22 protein-coding genes and 1 pseudogene are annotated in these 20070 nt (G+C 47.3%); 15 read left to right on the top strand and 8 right to left on the bottom strand.

The annotated features are described in order from the left end of the window. On the top strand, positions 1-336 hold a 336-nt coding region (locus Q8J68_RS11890), incomplete at its 5' end, for an RNA-guided endonuclease TnpB family protein (protein WP_305311729.1). Between the two features lie 71 nt (positions 337-407). On the opposite strand, the gene Q8J68_RS11885 is transcribed toward Q8J68_RS11890, so the two are convergent. After that, complete coding sequence (locus tag Q8J68_RS11885; protein ID WP_305311728.1) at positions 408-701, bottom strand: DUF2892 domain-containing protein; 294 nt, start codon at positions 699-701, stop codon at positions 408-410. 79 nt (positions 702-780) lie between these two features. Continuing rightward, on the bottom strand, positions 781-2106 hold the full coding sequence (locus Q8J68_RS11880) for an MFS transporter (RefSeq protein WP_305311727.1): 1326 nt from the start codon (positions 2104-2106) through the stop codon (positions 781-783). 146 nt (positions 2107-2252) lie between these two features. Between Q8J68_RS11880 and hsp20 the strand changes: the two genes are divergently transcribed. The 4 genes from hsp20 to Q8J68_RS11860 all read left to right on the top strand — a co-directional run bounded on the left by hsp20 (position 2253) and on the right by Q8J68_RS11860 (position 5640). Further along, on the top strand, positions 2253-2780 hold the full coding sequence (gene hsp20 / locus Q8J68_RS11875) for an archaeal heat shock protein Hsp20 (RefSeq protein ID WP_305311726.1): 528 nt from the start codon (positions 2253-2255) through the stop codon (positions 2778-2780). Between the two features lie 220 nt (positions 2781-3000). Beyond that, positions 3001-4503 (top strand): homocysteine biosynthesis protein, encoded by a 1503-nt coding sequence (locus Q8J68_RS11870; protein ID WP_305311725.1) that lies wholly within the window; start codon positions 3001-3003, stop codon positions 4501-4503. 1 nt (position 4504) lies between these two features. Then, positions 4505-4897: a 4Fe-4S binding protein gene (locus Q8J68_RS11865; RefSeq protein WP_305311724.1), complete on the top strand. Its 393-nt coding sequence runs from the start codon at positions 4505-4507 to the stop codon at positions 4895-4897. 29 nt (positions 4898-4926) lie between these two features. After that, entirely contained in the window at positions 4927-5640 is a 714-nt protein-coding gene (locus tag Q8J68_RS11860) for a UPF0280 family protein (RefSeq protein ID WP_305311723.1), read from the top strand. 58 nt (positions 5641-5698) lie between these two features. Here Q8J68_RS11860 and Q8J68_RS11855 read toward each other — a convergent pair whose 3' ends face one another. After that, a complete protein-coding gene (locus Q8J68_RS11855; RefSeq protein WP_305311722.1) occupies positions 5699-6394 on the bottom strand; it encodes an AIM24 family protein in 696 nt (231 codons plus the stop codon). Between the two features lie 258 nt (positions 6395-6652). Between Q8J68_RS11855 and Q8J68_RS11850 the strand changes: the two genes are divergently transcribed. Genes Q8J68_RS11850 through Q8J68_RS11840 form a run of 3 tightly spaced genes read left to right on the top strand, consistent with a single transcriptional unit; the run spans position 6653 to position 8283 of the window. Next, complete coding sequence (locus Q8J68_RS11850; protein ID WP_292465223.1) at positions 6653-6898, top strand: thioredoxin family protein; 246 nt, start codon at positions 6653-6655, stop codon at positions 6896-6898. A gap of 5 nt (positions 6899-6903) precedes the next feature. Continuing rightward, on the top strand, positions 6904-7824 hold the full coding sequence (gene trxB, locus Q8J68_RS11845; RefSeq protein ID WP_305311731.1) for a thioredoxin-disulfide reductase: 921 nt from the start codon (positions 6904-6906) through the stop codon (positions 7822-7824). Positions 7825-7857: 33 nt separating this feature from the next. Beyond that, positions 7858-8283, top strand: coding sequence for a DUF2111 domain-containing protein (locus tag Q8J68_RS11840; RefSeq protein ID WP_305311721.1), 426 nt, complete (start codon positions 7858-7860; stop codon positions 8281-8283). A gap of 6 nt (positions 8284-8289) precedes the next feature. Here the strand turns inward: Q8J68_RS11840 and Q8J68_RS11835 are convergent, their stop codons facing one another. Further along, positions 8290-8469 (bottom strand): hypothetical protein, encoded by a 180-nt coding sequence (locus Q8J68_RS11835; RefSeq protein WP_305311720.1) that lies wholly within the window; start codon positions 8467-8469, stop codon positions 8290-8292. Positions 8470-8569: 100 nt separating this feature from the next. Here Q8J68_RS11835 and larB point away from each other — a divergent pair, with 100 nt between their 5' ends. The 7 genes from larB to Q8J68_RS11800 all read left to right on the top strand — a co-directional run bounded on the left by larB (position 8570) and on the right by Q8J68_RS11800 (position 15653). Further along, positions 8570-9346, top strand: coding sequence for a nickel pincer cofactor biosynthesis protein LarB (gene larB, locus Q8J68_RS11830; RefSeq protein WP_305311719.1), 777 nt, complete (start codon positions 8570-8572; stop codon positions 9344-9346). A gap of 74 nt (positions 9347-9420) precedes the next feature. Then, positions 9421-10605 carry a nickel pincer cofactor biosynthesis protein LarC gene (larC, locus tag Q8J68_RS11825; RefSeq protein WP_305311718.1) on the top strand — a complete coding sequence of 395 codons (1185 nt, stop codon included), beginning with the start codon at positions 9421-9423 and terminating at the stop codon, positions 10603-10605. 111 nt (positions 10606-10716) lie between these two features. After that, on the top strand, positions 10717-11613 hold the full coding sequence (locus Q8J68_RS11820) for an RIO1 family regulatory kinase/ATPase (protein WP_305311717.1): 897 nt from the start codon (positions 10717-10719) through the stop codon (positions 11611-11613). Positions 11614-11645: 32 nt separating this feature from the next. Beyond that, positions 11646-13619 (top strand): DUF460 domain-containing protein, encoded by a 1974-nt coding sequence (locus Q8J68_RS11815; RefSeq protein ID WP_305311716.1) that lies wholly within the window; start codon positions 11646-11648, stop codon positions 13617-13619. Positions 13620-13632: 13 nt separating this feature from the next. Next, positions 13633-14238, top strand: coding sequence for a molybdenum cofactor guanylyltransferase (locus Q8J68_RS11810; RefSeq protein ID WP_305311715.1), 606 nt, complete (start codon positions 13633-13635; stop codon positions 14236-14238). Positions 14239-14263: 25 nt separating this feature from the next. Beyond that, positions 14264-14773, top strand: coding sequence for a hypothetical protein (locus tag Q8J68_RS11805; protein WP_305311714.1), 510 nt, complete (start codon positions 14264-14266; stop codon positions 14771-14773). A gap of 232 nt (positions 14774-15005) precedes the next feature. Then, complete coding sequence (locus Q8J68_RS11800) at positions 15006-15653, top strand: tetratricopeptide repeat protein (protein WP_305311713.1); 648 nt, start codon at positions 15006-15008, stop codon at positions 15651-15653. On the opposite strand, the gene Q8J68_RS11795 is transcribed toward Q8J68_RS11800, so the two are convergent. The 4 genes and pseudogenes from Q8J68_RS11795 to Q8J68_RS11780 all read right to left on the bottom strand — a co-directional run. Further along, on the bottom strand, positions 15643-16881 hold the full coding sequence (locus tag Q8J68_RS11795; RefSeq protein WP_305311730.1) for an MBL fold metallo-hydrolase: 1239 nt from the start codon (positions 16879-16881) through the stop codon (positions 15643-15645). The genes Q8J68_RS11800 and Q8J68_RS11795 overlap by 11 nt on opposite strands. A gap of 16 nt (positions 16882-16897) precedes the next feature. After that, on the bottom strand, positions 16898-19123 hold the full coding sequence (locus tag Q8J68_RS11790; RefSeq protein WP_305311712.1) for a DNA topoisomerase I: 2226 nt from the start codon (positions 19121-19123) through the stop codon (positions 16898-16900). Between the two features lie 266 nt (positions 19124-19389). Further along, positions 19390-19893, bottom strand: coding sequence for a ferritin-like domain-containing protein (locus Q8J68_RS11785; protein ID WP_305311711.1), 504 nt, complete (start codon positions 19891-19893; stop codon positions 19390-19392). A 37-nt stretch (positions 19894-19930) separates the two neighbouring features. Further along, positions 19931-20070: pseudogene (locus Q8J68_RS11780) on the bottom strand (peroxiredoxin); the annotation flags it as partial.

Here is a 20070-nt window from a genome sequence, read left to right as displayed (position 1 = left end):
AAGAACCAAGCAATTTGTCTGGAAGATCTGAACATTTCAGGAATGGTCAAGAATCACTGTCTGGCACAGGCGATATCCGATGTTGCCTGGAGTAGTTTCATCGAGAAACTAAGATACAAAGCAGAGTGGTATGGTAAGACCATAATGCAGATTGGTAGGTTTGTGCCAAGTTCCAAATTGTGTAGTATCTGTGGACACAAGAATACCGATCTGACATTAAACGATAGAAGCTGGGAATGTCCTTCGTGTCATACAAAACATGATCGGGATGTTAACGCAGCCATCAACATCCTGAATATCGCATTAAACAATACTGCCGCAGGGACTGCGGTCTGAGCTTGCGGACAGACCTTTCACTCGAGAAAGCTGGATGAAGCAAGAAGCCACTCATTTTAATGGGTGGTAGTTCACTGTAATTGGTCTTCTTCAGCAAGTGCCCTATGGCTCCCTCTTAATCCCTTATCATTGCTTTCTCCGGGACGTGCGGTATTGATCCCAAGCAGCTCATAAGGTGTGCAGTGGCGTGTGATGGATGAAAATATGCCGGTGAAACCTATAAGTGCCAGTATCCACTTCCATTTACTGCGCTTTGCAACGCCAAGTGCCAGGGCAGATATCGCAAGTGACCCAAAAAGAGCCCTTAAGATGAGGTCAAGACCTCCTACATTCTCTTTCATGAACAATTCCTTCAGATCTACCATCTAAATGCCTCCACAATTACTTTTTCTGATATCCCTTTCTACTCTTCTTGCTCTTAACATTGTTGTTGTAATGAAAAACCTATTCTTCTTTATCTCCTTTCATATCCATTCCAATCAGCCTGAAAGACAAAATGACCACAGAAAAGATTATCAGGGCGGCTATGAGAAATGCAGTTGTCCTTAATTGCGTGTACAGCAATCCGCCTGCAAGAAGTCCCAATATGCTTGCGAAGCTGCCGGCGCTCATGGCAAAACCCTGCACCGAACCCTGGTAGACCTTACCTGCGAACTTGGAGAGGAGAGAGAGGATGCAGGGCCACATCACTCCGTTACCGAATGCAAAGAAAAATGCTGCAAGATATATCAGATACATGTTACCGGGTATTATCAGAAGGAACTGTATGCCAAGGATAAAACCTCCGGTAACGATCAGTATTGGTTCTGTGTACCTGGTTGAAAGTCTGGCAAGTACGGGCCCCTGGACAAAAGCCATAAGGGCGCTTATTATTGAAAAGTATATTCCAAGTTCTGCCGGGCTCCATTCCAGAGCAACAGCAGCAAAGATGGGGAATGCAGTATAGTATATGTTGAATCCCAGGAAAATCAAAAAGTAAACCAGTATCATGAAAGGAACATTCTCGAGCCTGAACACTTCCTTAAAGGCGATCTTTTTTCCTGCTTCTGGTGTGTAACATTCCTTGTGTTCCTGGCCAAGTACTTTTGCAATGCTCTTGGAAGCAGGGTATTCTTCAATGATACAAGCAGGAGGATTCGGGAGGTATACTATAATGATCAGGGCTCCTAATACGGATATCACCAAAGCTGCTAAGACCGGGAGGGTTTCTCCGTAGACCGTTGTTCCCAGAATACCTGCAAGTGCAGGGCCGATGACATATCCAAGATTAGATGCCACTGACATCTGTCCGTAGTTCTTGTTCCTGTCTTCCTCGGATGTCAGGTCTGCCAGATAAGCATTGGCAACAGATACATTACCTCCTGTAAGACCATCTAGTGCCCTTGCAAAAAAGATAACAGCTAAAGGAAGGGTTATTACGAACGAACCAAGGAGATTTGATTCGATCTGTATCAACGGAGTGACCGGGATAAAGAGTGCTATAAGGAATATGATCCATGCAGCCACCGTTCCTAACTGGCTAAGAAGCAAAACCTTCTTCCTTCCGTAGATGTCAGACCACTGGCCAAGTACCGGAGCCCCGATAAGCTGGAATACGGGATATGTAGAGGCAAGCAGGCCATATACAAGCGCATTACCTCCATAGTCTGTCACGAGAAAAACAAGGAATGTGAGGATAATGCCAAAACCCAGGGTCCCGATGAACGTAACTGTATACAGGGGAAATAGTGCTTTTTGACCGGCCGTGGAGTTCATGGAACCCAATGTCATTATACTAACAGCTTGCTTAAACAGTTATATATTATGGCATTTGCATTGATTGTCTGCCAATCAAAGCAAAATAGTTAAGAATGCATACCTATTTAGAGTGTATTGTCTATTGTAGACCATTCCGAATATCAAAGTGGTGTTTATCAATGTCAGATAAAAGAAAGAGGCGAAGTTTTTTTGAAGATATCCTGGATGATGAGGACTTCAGTGATATTGAAGATATCATAGAGCATATGATGGAAAGGTTCGGTGTAGACATGGATGATCTTTCAAAACAGCCTTTTGTCTATGGTTTTTCTATCTCGCAGCGTCCGGGTGAAGAACCTGAGATAAATGAGTTCGGTAATGTACCTTCACCTGATGAGGGCCGCTTTGGAAGGCAGCAGATCCGTGTGGATGAAAGGAAACCACTGATAGATGTATGTGAGATCGATGATAACTTATATGTTACTGCAGAACTGCCCGGGATAGAGAAAGAAGAGATAGAACTTCTTGCAACAGAGAACTCCATGCAGCTTAAAGCAGCCGGTAAAGAGCAGAAGTACACTGAGGATATCGAGCTCCCGACAGGTGTGGATCCTGACAGCGCAAAAGCCACTTACAGGAACGGAGTGCTTGAAGTAGTATTGAATAAAAAAGAGTTCGGGAAACAGAGGCCAGTCCGGATAGATTGATGCTGTAGGTGGCTTCTTTTCTGTATTCTTCCTTTTTTGCGCATCTTTTTTTTTAAGGATTAACTTGGCATCTACTTGTCCTGATAGTCTAATCAGTTTTCTAAGTGGTTCTGTTGAGTAATAATAGAGAAATAGAGAAAACAATGTCCGGCTGAAATTACCATAAGTAATTTATAGTAAACAAAATTATTAATTTTTTATAATCCTGAAGGTATAACGCATGGTCAAAAAAACAATTCATGAAATAAACGCTAAGATAAGGGATGGAAGTGTGAATGTTGTCACCGCCGAGGAAATGGTAAATATCGTAGGGGAACTCGGTCCTGAAGGTGCGGCACGTGAAGTGGACGTGGTTACCACAGGTACCTTCGGGGCAATGTGCTCTTCAGGTGTCTGGTTCAATTTAGGCCACTCTGAGCCTCCTATCAAGATGCAGAAGGTCTGGATGAATGACGTTGAGGCATATACGGGCGTAGCAGCCGTGGATGCATACATGGGTGCCACGCAGCTCTCTGAATCAATGGGCATGGACTATGGCGGCGCACATGTCATAGAGGACCTGCTGCGTGGCAAGTCCGTAGATGTGCATGCGATATCCCACGGAACTGATTGTTATCCTCGTAAAGTCCTTGATACTTCCCTTACTCTTGAGGACATGAACCAGGCAATAATGATCAACCCCCGTAATGCATACCAGAAGTACAATGCAGCGACAAATAGTTCCAAACAGACTATCCATACTTATATGGGCTCCCTGCTGCCAAGGTTTGGCAATGTCACATATTCAGGTGCAGGTGTCCTGTCCCCTCTGTCCAATGATCCTGATTATCTGACCATCGGTACAGGTACGCGCATCTTCCTGGGTGGCGCTCAGGGATATGTTGTAGGGCAGGGTACTCAGCATGCTTCCGCAGGCAAGTTTGGTACTCTAATGGTGCAGGGCGATCTCAAGAAGATGGACCCTGAATACATAAGAGCTGCTAATTTCACGGGATATGGCACTTCCCTTTATGTGGGGATGGGCATACCCATACCGGTGCTTGACGAAAGGATTGCGCAGGCTACTGCTGTAAAGGATGCTGATATCACAACCAATATACTTGATTACTCTATTCCCAGCCGTGACCGCCCGGCTTTGCGCAAAGTCACATACGAGGAATTGCGTTCCGGTAATGTGGAAATTGAAGGCAGGGACGTCGCAACTTCATCACTCTCAAGCTTTAAGAGGGCCCGGATAATAGCTTCTGAACTTAAGGATTGGATCTCCCGGGGCGACTTCTTTGTCAGTATGCCTGTTGAGAGACTGCCTGAAAACACCTCTTCACATCCGATGAAAGAGACAGAAGGAGTTTCTTTTGTGTCTGATATCATGTCTGCAACTGTAGTGACCATAGATAAGGACGCAAGTGTCTACAAAGCAGCAAAGATCATAATGGAGACGGCTTTCAACCACCTGCCTGTGGTCAATAAGGATGATACTCTGGCCGGCATAGTGACAGCCTGGGATATTTCAAAAGCGGTCTCCCTGGATAAGTTTGATCTTGTGGAGGACATCATGACACGTAAAGTGGTCACTGCCCAGGCAGATGAACAGGTTGCTGTTGTCGCCAGGCGTCTTGATCAGCATGGAGTGTCCGCACTTCCTGTGATAAACAGCATGAGTCAGGTTGTCGGAATCATCACAAGTGATGACATAAGTAAATTATTTGCAAGGAGGCACTGAGATGAAGATAAAGATCAACATTTCCAGCGAAACGGTCGTAAGACCCATAATCGCGGAATCCATTCTCGAGACGGGGGTCCTTCTGAACGTCTCACAGGCTCATTTTGACCGTTCCCATGGGGAGGTTGTTGCTGATGTATTGGAAGAGCATTACGACAAGATGTATCAGGCATTAACCTCTAGGGGTGCACGTGTCACAAAGCTTGACGCTCCTATCGAATGGAACGAGGATGAATGTGTCGAATGCAGTGCGTGCATGTCTGTATGCCCTACCAGGGTATTCTCACTCGATGAGGATTACAGCCTTAAGGTCGACCAGGCAAAATGCATCCAGTGCGGCACATGTGTTGAAATGTGTCCTCACAGGGCCCTTACTTTGCTGAATAACAAGTGATACAGGCCTGAAGCCACAATTCTTCCCGCATGAAAGAATATTACAGGTTGAAGGAAACCATAGTGACCATCCAGGCGGATGAGCGCTCACACATAGAAGCAGCCAAAGATGAGATAGTCCGCCAGAGAATGGAGCTTGAAAGATACATTTCCTTTGACCCCTTTTTCAGAACGAGCCTGGAGCCCTATGCTATAAAAGGTGAGGCCCCTGAGATCGTAAAACGGATGACAGAGGCGGCAAAAATCATGGATATCGGTCCGATGAGTGCTGTGGCGGGCACGATCTCTGCTTTTGCCGTCGAGGTAATGGTCGGGGCCGGAGCCAGTTTTGCCATTGTGGATAATGGCGGGGATATTGCCATCATCAATGACCGCCCTGTTGTGGTGGGTATCTACGCAGGCAACTCTCCTCTGAAGAATCTTGGTTTCACAATGGAGGAAAGAGATACTATCACAGGCATCTGTACCTCATCAGGCACCGTAGGTCCTTCCATCAGCTTCGGGATGGCTGATGCAGCTGTTGTTTTTTCCGATGATGTTGCGCTGGCTGACTCCGCAGCTACAGCTCTGGGAAATGCGACAGGTGTAGGGAGGGATGCTGTCGAAGCTTCCTTTAATGTTGTAAGTGGTACGCCCGGGATAAAAGGCGCGATACTGATACAGGGAGAATATGTGGGCTTGTGGGGTGATGTCCCTCCGATGACAAGGGTCAATGTGAATTATGACTGCATCACAAAAGGATGAATCGCAGAGAATCTCAAAGAGTTGCAGTGATATCCCCTGCAGAAGTATGTTCTCTGTCTCAGGCTGTTGTCGTGACGTACATGACCTCTTCAAAGGGCTGCACTACAACAAATCCTTCTCCTCTGAAAGCCATTTGTACGCTCTCGCCGCTGGACCTTCCGACGAATGTCTTGAGGGATATGTCGGTCTTGAGCTCAGGGACAAGGTTTCCTGACCAGGCAACTGTAGCATTTGGGTCGGTATATACCGGCTGGTCACTGGTAACCCTGAGTGTAAGGGGGTCATAGTGCGTAGTTATTGCCACCATGCCCGTTCCTTCCAGCTTGACATTAAAAAGGCCCCCTGACATCATGCTTGCCATTCTCTTCATAAGCTTGATATCCCAGCTGACACTCTCCTCAAAGGCAAGCAGGTCATTGCCGTTGACAAAGATGGACTCGTTATTCAGATTGATGATGGATATCTTCTTTCCGGTATCGGCCAGATACACTTTACCTGTGCCTTCGGCTTTTGTAAGGGATACTCCTTCTCCGGTAAAGGCTTTTTTTACAAACTTCCCAAGTCCATGTTCAAGCACTCCTTCGCGCGTGAACTTTACATTACCCAGGTATGCAACCATGGCGCCTCTTTTTATCCAAACTCTGCCATCAAGGTTGACCTCAAGCAGTCTGTCGCGCTCCAGTTCGAACTTTCCTTCTCCAAGGTCCTTCTGGCCGGTTGTCTTTACGAATTCTTCCATTGTATAGCGTGGCATTTGGTATCTCCTGTTTTTTTAGAATAAGTGAATGATATAACATTAATCTTTGTATTTATTTTTTACTTTATATTCTCTTTATTTTGGGTTCAATGTACTGTTATATACAAAATATATAATCAAAAAATGTGGACCGAGTATAGATGTCAATTTGGAGCCAATATTAGAAGGTGCATTAAGGGTCAATAATTAGATATACTTTTCAGATAATAGAATAAATGAAAGATTACTAACAAATCATGACAGGAGTGGTATATTTTGGTAAAGGTAACCCTTGTTCATTCAGAATGGTGTCATTTCTGCCCGAGTGCAAAGGAACTCTGGCGGGAACTGAAGGATAAATATGACTTTGAGTATGAGGAAGTTGAGCTTGACACGCCTGAGGGTAAAGAACTTGCAAAAAAGTTCAAGATACGTTCTATCCCTACGACTATAATCGATGACAAAGTGGTGTTCGTAGGGGTCCCGGACAGAGAAAAAGCAAGCAATGTCATAATAGTCTGATGGCTATGATCATGTATGACCTGATCATTGTAGGTGCAGGACCTGCAGGACTGGCTGCAGGAATATACGCAGCAAGGTACGGTCTGGAAACACTGGTGCTTGAGCAATCCGCAGTCCCGGGTCAGATCTCGGTGACAAATGTGATCGAGAACTACCCTGGTTTTGTTTCAACTTCCGGCAAGGAGCTTATGGCCCGCTTCAGGGAGCATGCACTGGCTAACGGGATCACTATAAAGAAAGCCGATGTCAGGAAGGTAGAGGATGCGGCAGGTAAAAAGATAGTTTTCACCCACGAGGGGGAACTTCATGCTCTTGCAGTCATCATAGCTACAGGTGCAAACCCGCAACTACTCGGTGTCCCGGGAGAGAAAGAGCTTCTGGGCAAAGGTGTTTCCTATTGCGCTACCTGCGATGCTGCTTTCTTTGAAGATCAGGAAGTTCTCGTTATAGGCGGGGGTGAATCGGCTGTTACTGATGCCCTAATACTTTCCGGTATCGCAAGCAAGGTCTATGTTGTTCACAGGAGGGACAGCCTGAGGGCCTGTAAAGTACTGCAGCAAAGGGCTTTTATGAAAGAGAATATAGAATTCATCTGGGATACGGTCGTTGAAGAGATCGCAGGTGAGGATGCTGTTGAGAAGATCATGATGAGAAACGTGAAGACTCAGGAGAGGACCGAAAAGAATGTAGAAGGCGTCTTCATATATGTTGGCATCAACCCTAATACGGGAATAGTTGAACTCAATAAGAATGAAAAAGGCTTCATAGTAACAAATGAAAGAATGGAGACATCTGTAAAAGGTATCTACGCAGCTGGTGATTGCCGTGTGAGTCCTCTCTGGCAGGTTGTTACGGCAGTTGCTGACGGAGCCGTGGCAGCGATCTCAGCGCAGGAATATGTAACAGATCTTAAACTGATGCGATAAGATATCTTTATGGCTCTAAAATCATAATATGGGATGTTCAAGATGGTTTGTAACAACGAGAATGATCAGTATTGTCTCAGGATATGCGCGGACTCTACTGCCGATGATCTGCAGCCTGTAGCTCAGGTGGTACATGCCCTGCTGGGGATACCTGTCACCATCCGCAGTAAGAATTACAAGGGCATCCGCATGGAAAGAGGCGTGGTCCTTGAGAAAGACTACACTGGTCCGGTCCTTGAAGAAGTCCTCCGGACCAATACTCTTATCAGGACGGTCCCTTCCGAAGGGACCTATAAGGGAAAATCCGTAGTCGTGGTTCCTATAAGGGCACATGAAGGTGATGTGATAGCTGCCATAGGTGTTGTTGACCTGGTGGCTGCAATGGATATCCTGTACATGTTCAGGGAGTACCCGGGAATCATCGATGAAGTCGAAGAAGCCAGGAGCAGAATGAAGTAAGTTGCTTTAAAGCTTTTTGAACTGCTGGAACTTAATGGCCTGTCCAATCACCAGTGCAACTATAGAGATTGCAATCGCGAGCAGAATTACCATTATCAGGCTGCCAGATTCTGCAGATTTCATCATGCTGTAGAACAAAAATGCACTCAGTAAGGCGCCAATTATAAGCAGGAGTGCAATCGGCAAACTATATATTTTTCCAAGGGGTCCTTCCATAATGGGAACAGAATTTCATCCATATTATACTTTTCTATCGTGATCGTGCAAAAAGAACAGGGAGCATCAAATGGAACTAAAGGACATACTTAGTAAGATAAAGAACAATGAGATGGAAACAGAGGTTGCAGAAGGGCATATACGCTCCATGGGCTATGTTCCGGTTTCAGATATTGCAAAAGTGGATATATTTCGCAGGCATCGTACAGGTATCATGGAGGCCATCCTTGCGGAAGGGAAGGACCCTGAAGATGTGGTTGAGATAGCAAAGGTACAGGTGGCTGCAACAGGAAGAGTGCTTATCACCCGTCTTGGAATAAAGCACATGGAATCTCTTGAGTCCTCGTTCCATCCCGGCAATATCGAATGGAGTATGCACAGGACAGCAGCGGTTGTCCATGACGGCACGCCTTCTCCGAAAACCGGGGGCCTTGTAGCTATCATTACCGCAGGGACTGCTGACATAGATGTTGCTGAAGAGGCCCGTATGGTAGCCCATGAGATGGGATGCGAGACTATCGCCATATATGATGTGGGCGTTGCAGGCTTTCACAGGCTGGTTGGCGAGATGATCAAGTTGCAGGACCGCAAGCCGGATGCCATAGTTGTGGCAGCCGGGCGGGAAGGTACCTTGCCAACAGTGGTTTCCGGATTGGTGGATGTGCCCGTCATTGGTGTTCCCGTTTCTACCGGCTATGGAGCCGGAGCAAAAGGTGAAGCTGCCCTGCTCTCTATGTTGCAATCATGTTCTGTTCTCTCTGTGGTGAATATCGATGCAGGATTTGTGGCGGGCTCTTTTGCCGCAAGGATTGCAAACACGGTTGCAAAGGCACGTAGCAGGGATTAACTCCGGAAATGCTGTTTCCTGTATAAATTACCACTAGCAATATCCCTATTCAATTATTACAATGATGTGAAAGCATGAGGTCGCTTATATTCGAACCATTCTCAGGCGCTGCCGGGGATATGATACTTGCAAGCCTTATAGGGCTTGGTGCGGACAGGGAAAAGGTCAGGGAAACCATAGAATCCGCAGTGGATGTTTCCGTATCCGTGGGAAGCGTCAACAAACGCGGCATCGAGGCAGTTGATGTAAAGGTCCATGCCACCCGCGAGACCCACCACAGGCATTATTACGAGCTTGTTGATGTCATTAAAAGCGCAGGACTTCCTGCCGGGGTTGAGCAGAGCGCTCTTGGTGTGTTTGCCATAATGGGGGAAGCCGAGTCAAAGATTCACGGGCTTCCTCTCGAAGAGTTGCACTTCCATGAGGTTGGACAGAATGACGCTCTTGCGGATGTCATAGGCTCATGCTTTGCCTTTCATGAGATTGCTGCAGATGCAGTGTTGTGCACTGCAGTGAATGTCGGCGGGGGAAAATTGAAGGCTGCACATGGAATGATGGCAGTTCCTGCGCCTGCGACCCTGGAAATACTCAAAAGCAGCGGGCTATTTTTTTATGGTTCGGGAAACCGGGAGCTGCTGACCCCAACAGGTGCAGCCCTTCTGGCATATTTCTCAAAACCTGTCGAGAATATCCCCCGGGGACGTGTTGTATCCATCGGTTATGGTGCCGGGGATGCGGATACCGAGGACCCCAATGTGCTTCGTTCGATGCTCATGGATTTGCGTGACACTCTGTCGCGCGACATAATTGAAGTGCTGGAAACCAATGTGGACGATGTGACCGGCGAGGTGCTGGGAAACCTCTTTGACAGATTGTTGTCAGCCGGCGCACGTGATGTCACAATCACTCCCACTACCATGAAAAAAGGCAGAACCGGGCATATCATCAAAGTCATAACAAAACCGCAGGACAGCGACCATGTAGCCAGGGTTCTGATGAAGGAGACCGGCACTCTCGGTGTTCGTGTGATACCCACAAAGCATCGATATGTAGCAGACCGCCGGATAGAGAAGGTCGATGTATCCATCAGGGGAGAGATATTCGAGGTCGCGGTTAAGATAGCCCAGGACCGGACAGGGGAAATATTGCACATGTCAGCAGAATACGAGGACTGCCGCAAGGTTGCGGAGAAGTCCCGGATCCCGCTGAAGGAAGTTATGAGGAGGGTTGAGGAAGAGGCGTGGGAGAGATTTGCATAGCTTATGGTCTACTCCATAAAGACTTCCTTTAAGACATATTACATGGCGAAGGCTGGTTATATGCCGACCCAACCACAAACATTCTAAACCATCCCGGCAATTACACACCAAATGATAGACGACGTCATAAAAGTATTTAAGGAACTGGACAGCAAGGACCTGCGCATACTGCAGGGCATAGAGATTGGGATGAAGCACTATGAATGGGTGCCAATGGATGAAGTGATCAAGTTCACGCGCCTCCCTTTCTCGATGCTGGAGTACAGGATAAGGCAGTTAATGCGAAAAAAGATGGTTGTGGCAACCAATGTTCCCTATGAAGGATACCAGATATACTATGATGCATACGATGCTCTCGCCCTCAACACATTCGTTAAAAGGGGAACAGTGAGTGCCATCGGGGATGAGATCGGTGTTGGGAAGGAATCCGTCGTTATCGAAGCTATAAAACAGCCCGAACTTGGGATAGGTGAGCCACAGGGAGTGATCATCAAGTTCCACAGGGAAGGCAGGACCAGTTTCAAGAGTGTGAAAAGGGTGCGTTCTCACCTGGATGACAAGGAGCACTTCTCATGGATATATGCTGCCAGGCTTGCAGCAAAAAGGGAAGCCGACATCATGCGCCAGCTCTATCCGGATGTGGCCGTGCCAAAACTGATAGATAACAACCGTCATGCACTTGTCATGGAAGTCGCGCCAGGTTCCCTTCTCTATCGCACAAAGCTCGAAGAGCCGGAATGGTTCATGAACGCGATCATCGATCAGTTGAAGGTCACTTACAGCAAAGGTATCATCCACTCCGATATAAGCGAGTATAATATCTTTGTATATGACGGCGGGGTGCAGATCATAGACTGGCCGCAATACGTAGAGAACAGTCATCCACATGCAGATGAACTGCTGGGCAGGGATGTCTTTAACGTAATTAAATACTTCAAGCGCAAGTACAACATCGACCGGGACCAGGATGATGTCATGCAATACATAAAGCAGACCCAAGAGTCATAACTATATGCTATCGCCAACATAAGTTCTATTATATGCAGAATGGGGTCATTTACGGTATTGATATCGCAAAGGGTTCCTCCCGGGCCCAGGATGTGCCAAGGTATGCAGTTGCGATCCTCAATGAAGGCGAAGTCACGCATCATACCATGCTGCGCAGGCATAAGATACTCAGGATGGTGCAGAAGGATCGCCCTGACTACATTGCGGTGGACAATATCTATGAACTGGCGGCTGACAAGAATGAACTGATGCAGTTCCTTGGAAAGCTGCCTGAGAACACAAAACTGGTCCAGGTCACAGGAGGCATTCACCAGAAACCTCTGCTGCGCCTTGCCCAGGAACACGGTATATCTTTCAACCAGTTCAACCCTGTTGAGGAAGCCGAAGCATGTGCCACGCTCGCAAGCCTTGGTGTGGGTTGCGAGGTCTCTCTTTTTGAAGATGTCACAAAGATAAAGGTCAGCAGGGCCCGCTCTCTGGGGAGGGGTGGCTGGAGCCAGAACCGCTACAGAAGGAAAGTTCATGGGGGTGTGAAAGAGAAGAGCAGGGAAATCGAGAATGTACTGCGCAGATTCTCTCGGGATACCGGTTTTACTTATACTCTCAAGACCACGGAGGGTTTTGGCGGCTATGTCAGGGCAGAGTACACGGTTAATGCAAAAAGGGAGCAGGTTCCCATCAAACCTTCATCAACCGCTGATGTGCAGGTAACAGTAAAGAGCGTGGAACGGGACAAGATAAAGTACCTGCCAATTAAGAAAAAAGGCCGCAAGCACACTATCGTGGGAATTGATCCGGGAACCACTGTGGGCATAGCTATACTTTCCCTTGAAGGGGAACTTCTGCTCCTGCGAAGCATCCGTGGTATATCCCATGATGAGGTCGTCAAACTGATAGCTGAATACGGAAAGCCTGCTGTAGTTGCAACGGATGTCTTCCCCACACCGGCAGCCGTTGAGAAGATACGCCGCAGTTTTAATGCTGTCCTGGGAACTCCGGGAGGAGAGATGAGGGCAGAGGATAAGATAGCACTGGCCCGCCCTCTCGGCTATTCCAATGACCATGAAAGGGATTCACTGGCAGCTGCGCTTACGACTTATAAGAATTACAAGAATGTCTTTTCCCGGGTCGAGAAAAAGGCTCCAAAGTATCTTGATATTGATACGATAAAGTTCCATGTGATTCATGGTGCCTCCATAGAAGATGCCATCGAGAAGGTAATGCCATCTCCTAAAGTAAAGAAAGAGCCCGGGCCAGAACCGGAAAAAGCCGAATTGACGGATGCTGATATGCAGTTGAACAGGCTCAGGGAGGAATTGAGCCAGAAAAATGCGCAGATCAAACAGCTTAAAGAGTACGTGGCCGAGCTTAAATATGATTCCGGGCAGAAAGAGAGGTCCATTGAGACACTGGAACATCGCATTAATAAAATCAAAGGTTCCGGCTATCTTAAGGTTCGCAGGGAAAAAGAGGTGCAGATACGGGACAATGAAATTGACCGACTAAAAAAGGAGCTAGCCAGTGTCCGCCAATCCCTCAAGAATCAGCGTTACCATACCAAGCGGCTTAAACAGATCCATAAGAAAGAGATGAAAGGCGAGGGCCTGCCTGTAAAAATTGTCAGGTCATTTGCAAAGGAAGCCATCCAGCATACGAAAGAAATGTACGGACTTAAAAAAGGCGACCTTGTGTATCTTGAAAATCCCAGCGGAGGAGGCCCTGTCACCGCATCAATGTTCACGGAATCAGGGATCCGTGCAATTATAACCTCAGAGGAAATGCCGCACGCCGCCCTTGAATATTTCTATGATTTCAACCTGCCTGTGATCAAAGGCCTGGAAGTGCAAAGGGTGGATGACTTTGCAATGGTCGACCCTGCAAGGCTGGAAGAGGCCATAGGCGAGTGGGAAGAACGATCAAAGGAGCGCCTTAAAGAGAAAGAGCACCAGCAGTTCAAGTCAATACTTGACGAATACCGTAGTGAGCGCAGGCGGGGACTTGTATAGGGGTGGTATTTTCATGAAACGATCCTCCCTACTTCTGGCAGGTGGTCTTGGAACAAGGCTTGAAGGCAGAGAAAAAGCATTGCTTCTCTTAAATGGTAACACTTTCATAGAGAATACCCTGCGGGTTCTGGACCGGGTATGCGATGAGGTAATAATCTCTTTCAGGGATGAGGCCCAGCTCAGGCATTTCGGTGAATATGTGCATGGAAGAAAAACAGTGCTGGACACACTTCAGCATGCTGGCCCTCTTGCCGGAATGCTCGAAGGTTTCAGGGCTGCTTCGGGAGAGTATGTGCTTGTTGTAGCCTGTGATATGCCCTACATCAATGCTGATGTCATTGATTGCCTGTTCAAACTGGCAGAAGGCCATGATGCAGTGGTCCCTGTAGGTGATTCCGGGAAAAAGGAGCCATTGCATGCTGTCTATAAAAGAGTCCCGATGTTGCATGCAATAGAATTTTCCCTGTTGGGGGGGGATAGGTTTGCCATGTCCCCAGTGCTGAAACTTGAGAATGTTATGTTCCCTGAAACCAGGGATCTGGGTGAATTTAACAAAGGGAGAATTACATTTATAAACATAAACACTCCTGAAGACCTGGCAGGGTTAGAAGGTAATTAGTTTAGTACCTTACTGAGGAAGTTCAATGGATACCGGTGTATTGATAGAGAAGGCAATAAAAATGATAGCTGATGTCTATGATCTCGAGGCAGCTGATGTTAAAAAAGCTATCTCGGGATCTGAATATCCGTTGGATCTGCCAACGATGGTTGATGAGGGCATATACTGTTTCCGTGGCCCTGATGATGAGGTAAGGTACGAGAATGCTTCCCTGTGCCTTTCTAACAAGATACTGGCAAACCCGGGTGTTGCCAAGGCTCTGCTGCCCGTGATATGTTCAAGGGTAATGCAATGGGACAGGGAAGACGTAAATGAGCTTCTTTTGTTGATCAGGCAGGCTGTCAGTATCATGGAACTCAACCCGGACTGCTATAAGGGCTCCTGCTTCATTGATATCAACGGTCTGCCTTCCGAGGATATCCCGGAGGATCTTGGTAGTAAGTGCAGGATATGGGCCATGGATAAAAGAGGGATGTGTCTCGTTGGTATTGATGCTGATCAGGTCATGCATGTGGATGATATGAGGAAGTCTTAAGGGCACTTTAATTATTTTCCTGCACCGGGAAAAAATGATGATGCGTAAGATGTTGTTTTTACCCGGTATCGCATATCGTCTACTCAACTATTCAACAAATCTACATTAAGCTGCCGAAAAGATTCGATAAGTTAATAATGTTGATATGCATTAACAAAATTGGAATGGTAGTAATATACTGATATTTGCATATTTATTATCTTCTTATCTTATCTCGGAGCTGGTTGGCGGGATGGAGAACGATACACCTGAAGAATGGTTCAAGCTGGCTTTTGATGCAGAGGAGCCGGAAGAAAAAATAGAGTATTTTGACCTCATACTCGAATGCGAAACAAGGGATCCTGTTCTCTGGAGTGATGAAGCTCTTGCTCTTATATGGAATAATAAAGGCATTGCCTACACTTTCATGGGAATGTATGAGGAATCGCTGGAATGTTTTGAGAGGTCCCTGAAGTCCAATAAGAGTGACACTGACGTATGGTATAATATGGGAGTTGCCCTTTTCAATCTCCGGAGATTCGAAGAGTCCATCAGCTGTTATAGCAGGATACTGGCGCTTGACTCGCGCAACGATAACGCCTGGATCAACAAAGGTGATGTCCTTGCGTATACTGGCAGGCACAGGGAGGCCATTGACTGCTACAGCAAAGTTCATAAGGATATCGAGCTTGATTGCAAATTTGCCATCGTGTGGAATAAAAAAGGACTGGCATATCTTGATCTTGGCCTTTATGAGAATGCAGCCGAATGTTTTTCAAAAGTCCTTTCAATAGATCCTGAACATGCAGATGCCATAGAGAATATGAGGATTGCAATGGAAGAGACTAAAATGAAGAATGGCCTTGCTGTCAAGGCACACTCCCAGTTCATCAGAAAGTGAAGTGGTCGCCCAGCTGAGGAGCCTGCGCATCTATGCCTGTTTCGTTCCTTATCCATTCTGCAAAACCTTCGGTATCTTCTCCGTGCATGGTGAACACATGCTCTGTGCCCCTGTCGCAGAAATCTTTCACAATTCCCTTGAGCTCTTTATCACCGCAGTGCGCCGAGAAGTCATATTGCTCAACCTTTATCCCCAGTTGCTGGATAACTCCGTCATTCTCGATCATGCCGTTGTCCAGGGCCATCCTGCCGTTTGTGCCCTCTACCTGATAACCTGTCAGAAGGATCTTTGACTTGGGGTCTTTATATAGTTTCTTAAGGTAATACAGTACAGGCCCGCCACTCAGCATCCCTGCAGTCGTTACTATGACAGTTGATTCAAGAGGCACTTTATCCCTTTTAGGTCCGTCTACAATGATAGCATTTGAAAAAGCTCTCCTGAGGTGCGTGGGGTTGCGCAGGGTATCCGGATGCTTGATCATTATCTTGTAGGCGGAAACACCAAGCCCGTCAACATAGGCTTTGATGCCGTGTGCATCCAGAAGCATTAATATCTCCTGCGTCCTTCCGATAGCAAAGGCGGGAACTATCACATTACCTCCCACATTGAGCGTATCCATGAGCGAGTCTATAAATGCCCTCTCGATCTCTTTCCTGGGAGGGTGGTCGTTCCCGAAATATGTGCTCTCTATTATAAGCGCATCAGAATCCGGGAATTCCGTAGCCCCGGATACAAGCCTTGTGTCGATTGTGTTTATATCTCCTGTATAGTAGATGCTCTTCTCTTTCTTGTCTTCAAGGCGGATGGCTGCAGCACCCGGTATGTGCCCGGCGTCATAGAACTGTGCCTTGTAGCCATGAGTGTGAAACTCCAGGCCGGTTTCTACCCGATGAGTGTTTTCGACGAACCTTGAAAGGTCTGTGCTATCGTATGCCGCTATTTCCCTGCTTCTTTCTGCAATCTTCAGAGTATCCCTGGCGAGCATGCTTGCAAGGTCGAATGTCATGGGTGTCATGAATACATCGGGCGCAATGTCCATCAGATTTGGCACGGCACCGGAGTGGTCAAGGTGTGCATGCGATACCATCACAACCTCCGGTCGCGCACCATTCACCGGGTACTGGGTGACCTCACCTGGCTTTAAGCCATAGTCCATCATTATCCTGCCATCGACCAGAATGGCCGAACGCCCGACTTCTCGGCATGCTCCTTTGAATTCCAGTTCCAATCCTATCACCTACATCTCAGGCAATGGCATCCTGCCAGCTCCTGATCTTCTTCACCGGGATATTGGTGGTTTTTGAAAGCTCCAGCGGATCCATGCTGACCAGGTCCTTGACATCGGATATTCCCGCCTCTGTAAGCTTCTCAGCGGTAACCTTGCCTATACCTGTTATGTCGGTTATCTTCTTAGGTTTTATCTTACCGTTGTTATTCTTCTTCTCTTCGTCCTGAACCTTTTTCCATTCAAGGAAGTTGCACTGCGGGCATCCAAGGTTCCATGGCCTCTTCCCTGAATTGATAATGGTTATGTTGTAGAGGCCATGCTGGTCGCAGGTCTTATCTGTAACTATCACTTTCCCCCCCCGAGGCAGAGGCAGTGAGAAATTGCACTCCGGGTACCCTTCGCACCCGATGAATCGCCCTCCTTTCTTTGAGCGCATGACCATGAGTTTGGAACTGCATTCAGGACAAACCCCTATTATCTTATCCTCTCTGAGGCCCGCACGCAAGGATTCACTGATATTGTCCCTGTTCTCCTCGAGGTCCCGGAAGACCGAGAACAGCATCTCCCTTGATTCCTTGAGCACTTCATCTTCCGGAATGTTCCCTTCCGCTATCCTGTCCATATCTTCTTCCAGTTTACTTGTCATGTCGGGTTTAGATATGGTGGGAGCGAACTTCTCAAGTGACTCGACTACAGCAAAGGCGGTCTTTGTGGGCTGGAGCGGATTGCCGTGGATATATGCCCTCGAGTATAACTTGCTTATGATCTCATGGCGTGTTGCCTTTGTGCCAAGTCCAAGCTCTTCCATGAGCTTGATAAGCCTGCCCTGGCCGTATCTGCCAGGTGGTTGCGTTTCCTTTTCTGCTACATCCTTGCTAAGGACTTCCAGCTCATCGCCTTCTGCCAGGGCGGGCAGCAGCCTGTCCTCTGGTGCATTGTATGGATAGTACCATCGCCATCCGGGTTTAACGAGCCTGGCTCCGTTTGCCTTGAACTCCTCCCCGGTAATGTCGAACCGCGCCTTGATGGTCTCCCACTCTGCAGGTTCTGCAAATGTTGCAAAGAAACGCCTGACCACCAGTTCATATAGTTTCCACTCCTGCTCGCTTAGTTCGGACTTCTTTGCAAGGGAGGCAGGATAGATAGGCGGGTGATCCGTTGTTTCCTTCTTGCCTCTTGTGGGCACGAGTTCTTTCATTGCAAGGAGCTTTTCAGCGTATTCCTTGAATGGGCCTTTGGTGAAGATCTCTATCTGCGCGCGAAGGTCAATAGTCTCAGGGTAGACGGTGTTGTCAGTCCTGGGATATGAGATGAAACCGTTCATGTAAAGTGATTCTGCGATGTTCATTGCACTTGAGGCAGTATAGCCCATAGTACTGGCTGCACTGATGAACTCCGTGGTGTTGAAAGGCGTGGGCTGCTTGTCGGTCTTGGTGGAAGTAGTTATGCTTGAGACCACTGCGGTATCTTTAAGTGCACTGAGGGCACTGTCAACAGCTTCCTTTTCCCAGAACCGGCTGGTCCTGTGCTCAGCCAGGAAGACTTCTCCCTTTTCTGTTTGCAGGCTCGCAGAAAGCTCCCAGTATTTCCTGGCCACAAAAGCATCCCTTTCTTTTTCCCGCTCCACTATAAGGGCAAGCGTAGGTGACTGCACTCTGCCCACAGAAAGGAACATGTTTCCCAGTCTTCCGGCAGCCAGGGAGATATAGCGCGTAAGGGAAGCACCCCACACAAGGTCTATGACCTGTCTCGAATGTCCGGCATCAGCAAGGCTGAAATCTATCTTGGCAGGATTCTCGAAGGTATCGTGTATCTCCTTAGGTGTGATGGCACTGTAGTGGACCCTGTCAAACTCTATGTTGGGATTGACACTCTTTAATATGTCCACCGCTTCGACGCCGATAAGTTCTCCCTCCCTGTCGTAGTCAGTGGCTATAGTAGCTTTTGTAGCTTCCTTACCCAGTTTTTTGAGTGCAGATACTATCTTTACCTGCGTGGAAGTTGTTATGACCTGAGCATCTATCAGTTCTTTTGCCTCAACCTTCTGCCAGTTATTGTAGGCCTTGGGGAAGTCCAGCTTTACAATATGTCCGCTCAGCCCGATGAACACCTTCCTGTCCTCACCGGTGCCATACTCATAGGTGTCGACCCCGCTGACCCTCACCTGTTTTAATTTGTCCTGGGCAAGGATGCTTGCTATCCTTTTTGCCGCTATATGTTTCTCTGCTATGATGAGATGCATATTGTCTCCAAAGTCCTCATGAGATGAATGAATTCTAGAACGTTGTTCAATCGGAAAACGCCGCAAAGAAGTTTTTGTTTTGTGCGGGCTTTCAACTTTTAAATGTAAAAATCATTCTGCTAAATATACTTATCGCAAACAAAGCTTTCCAGTAAGGAGATATCATCTCATCTTAAGTAAAAATCACTGAAAAAAGAAGTATGCATCCCCTTTCACAGATAAGGCCTGTGGACGGGGATGTCTGGATAAGCCCACCCCGGCTTATTTTATTTATGTTGTAGAAGTTCGATGTCTTCGAGAACTGCCTGTAGGTCATCCTCGTGCTCGATCTCATCGGTCATTATCTGCAGCACCATATTATAGGTCACAGGGTCCTTATCCTTGACTTTGTTCAATATAGTGTTATACGTCTGGATCGCGCACTGCTCGCCTTTGATGTTCTGTTCAAGGACCCTCTTTACAAAAGGATCAATTGGAGCATCATATCCGCAGTTGCTTACCTTTAACCATTCTTCCGGTGAGAGTATGGGAGTTCCTCCAAGTTGTATGATCCTTGATGCCACCATATCTGCGTGCCTGAGCTCGTCAGCAGCATGCTGGATAAGTTCGGCTGCCGCCTCTTCCTTCATAGGGCCCTTGATCACCTTGGCCCCTACCCAGTACTGATAATATGCAAGCCACTCGTCTGCCAGTGCCTTGTTCAGTGATTCGATCAGATCCTTGACATCTACCCCGAGAGTCTCAAGTATCTGGATTCCTTTTGTTCCCATTTTTATGTCACCTTTATCGACTAGACTAGTAAACTATTTATGATTGTTTCTTAAAGCACATGAACCAGTCGAGGCAGTATGTGTTTGCATCCCTGGACTCGACTCTTTCTTTTGCAACGCCGCATGATCCTGGTGGCGGGATTATGACGTCTTCTCCTGGCTGCCAGTTCGCTGGTG

The organism is Methanolobus sp. (genome assembly GCF_030682845.1).
Classification (GTDB): Archaea; Halobacteriota; Methanosarcinia; order Methanosarcinales; family Methanosarcinaceae; genus Methanolobus.
Note: the sequence above shows the minus strand (reverse complement) of the source record. Positions and strands in the feature narration are given on the sequence as shown.

Excerpts from the sequence above, each read along its gene's own strand:
- Q8J68_RS11885 (WP_305311728.1), bottom strand. The coding sequence starts at position 701 with ATGGTAGATCTGAAGGAATTGTTCATGAAAGAGAATGTAGGAGGTCTT.
- Q8J68_RS11880 (WP_305311727.1), bottom strand. The coding sequence starts at position 2,106 with ATGACATTGGGTTCCATGAACTCCACGGCCGGTCAAAAAGCACTATTT.
- hsp20 (WP_305311726.1), top strand. The coding sequence starts at position 2,253 with ATGTCAGATAAAAGAAAGAGGCGAAGTTTTTTTGAAGATATCCTGGAT.
- Q8J68_RS11870 (WP_305311725.1), top strand. The coding sequence starts at position 3,001 with ATGGTCAAAAAAACAATTCATGAAATAAACGCTAAGATAAGGGATGGA.
- Q8J68_RS11865 (WP_305311724.1), top strand. The coding sequence starts at position 4,505 with ATGAAGATAAAGATCAACATTTCCAGCGAAACGGTCGTAAGACCCATA.
- Q8J68_RS11860 (WP_305311723.1), top strand. The coding sequence starts at position 4,927 with ATGAAAGAATATTACAGGTTGAAGGAAACCATAGTGACCATCCAGGCG.
- Q8J68_RS11855 (WP_305311722.1), bottom strand. The coding sequence starts at position 6,394 with ATGCCACGCTATACAATGGAAGAATTCGTAAAGACAACCGGCCAGAAG.
- trxB (WP_305311731.1), top strand. The coding sequence starts at position 6,904 with ATGATCATGTATGACCTGATCATTGTAGGTGCAGGACCTGCAGGACTG.
- Q8J68_RS11840 (WP_305311721.1), top strand. The coding sequence starts at position 7,858 with ATGTTCAAGATGGTTTGTAACAACGAGAATGATCAGTATTGTCTCAGG.
- larB (WP_305311719.1), top strand. The coding sequence starts at position 8,570 with ATGGAACTAAAGGACATACTTAGTAAGATAAAGAACAATGAGATGGAA.
- larC (WP_305311718.1), top strand. The coding sequence starts at position 9,421 with ATGAGGTCGCTTATATTCGAACCATTCTCAGGCGCTGCCGGGGATATG.
- Q8J68_RS11820 (WP_305311717.1), top strand. The coding sequence starts at position 10,717 with ATGATAGACGACGTCATAAAAGTATTTAAGGAACTGGACAGCAAGGAC.
- Q8J68_RS11815 (WP_305311716.1), top strand. The coding sequence starts at position 11,646 with ATGCAGAATGGGGTCATTTACGGTATTGATATCGCAAAGGGTTCCTCC.
- Q8J68_RS11810 (WP_305311715.1), top strand. The coding sequence starts at position 13,633 with ATGAAACGATCCTCCCTACTTCTGGCAGGTGGTCTTGGAACAAGGCTT.
- Q8J68_RS11805 (WP_305311714.1), top strand. The coding sequence starts at position 14,264 with ATGGATACCGGTGTATTGATAGAGAAGGCAATAAAAATGATAGCTGAT.
- Q8J68_RS11800 (WP_305311713.1), top strand. The coding sequence starts at position 15,006 with ATGGAGAACGATACACCTGAAGAATGGTTCAAGCTGGCTTTTGATGCA.
- Q8J68_RS11790 (WP_305311712.1), bottom strand. The coding sequence starts at position 19,123 with ATGCATCTCATCATAGCAGAGAAACATATAGCGGCAAAAAGGATAGCA.
- Q8J68_RS11785 (WP_305311711.1), bottom strand. The coding sequence starts at position 19,893 with ATGGGAACAAAAGGAATCCAGATACTTGAGACTCTCGGGGTAGATGTC.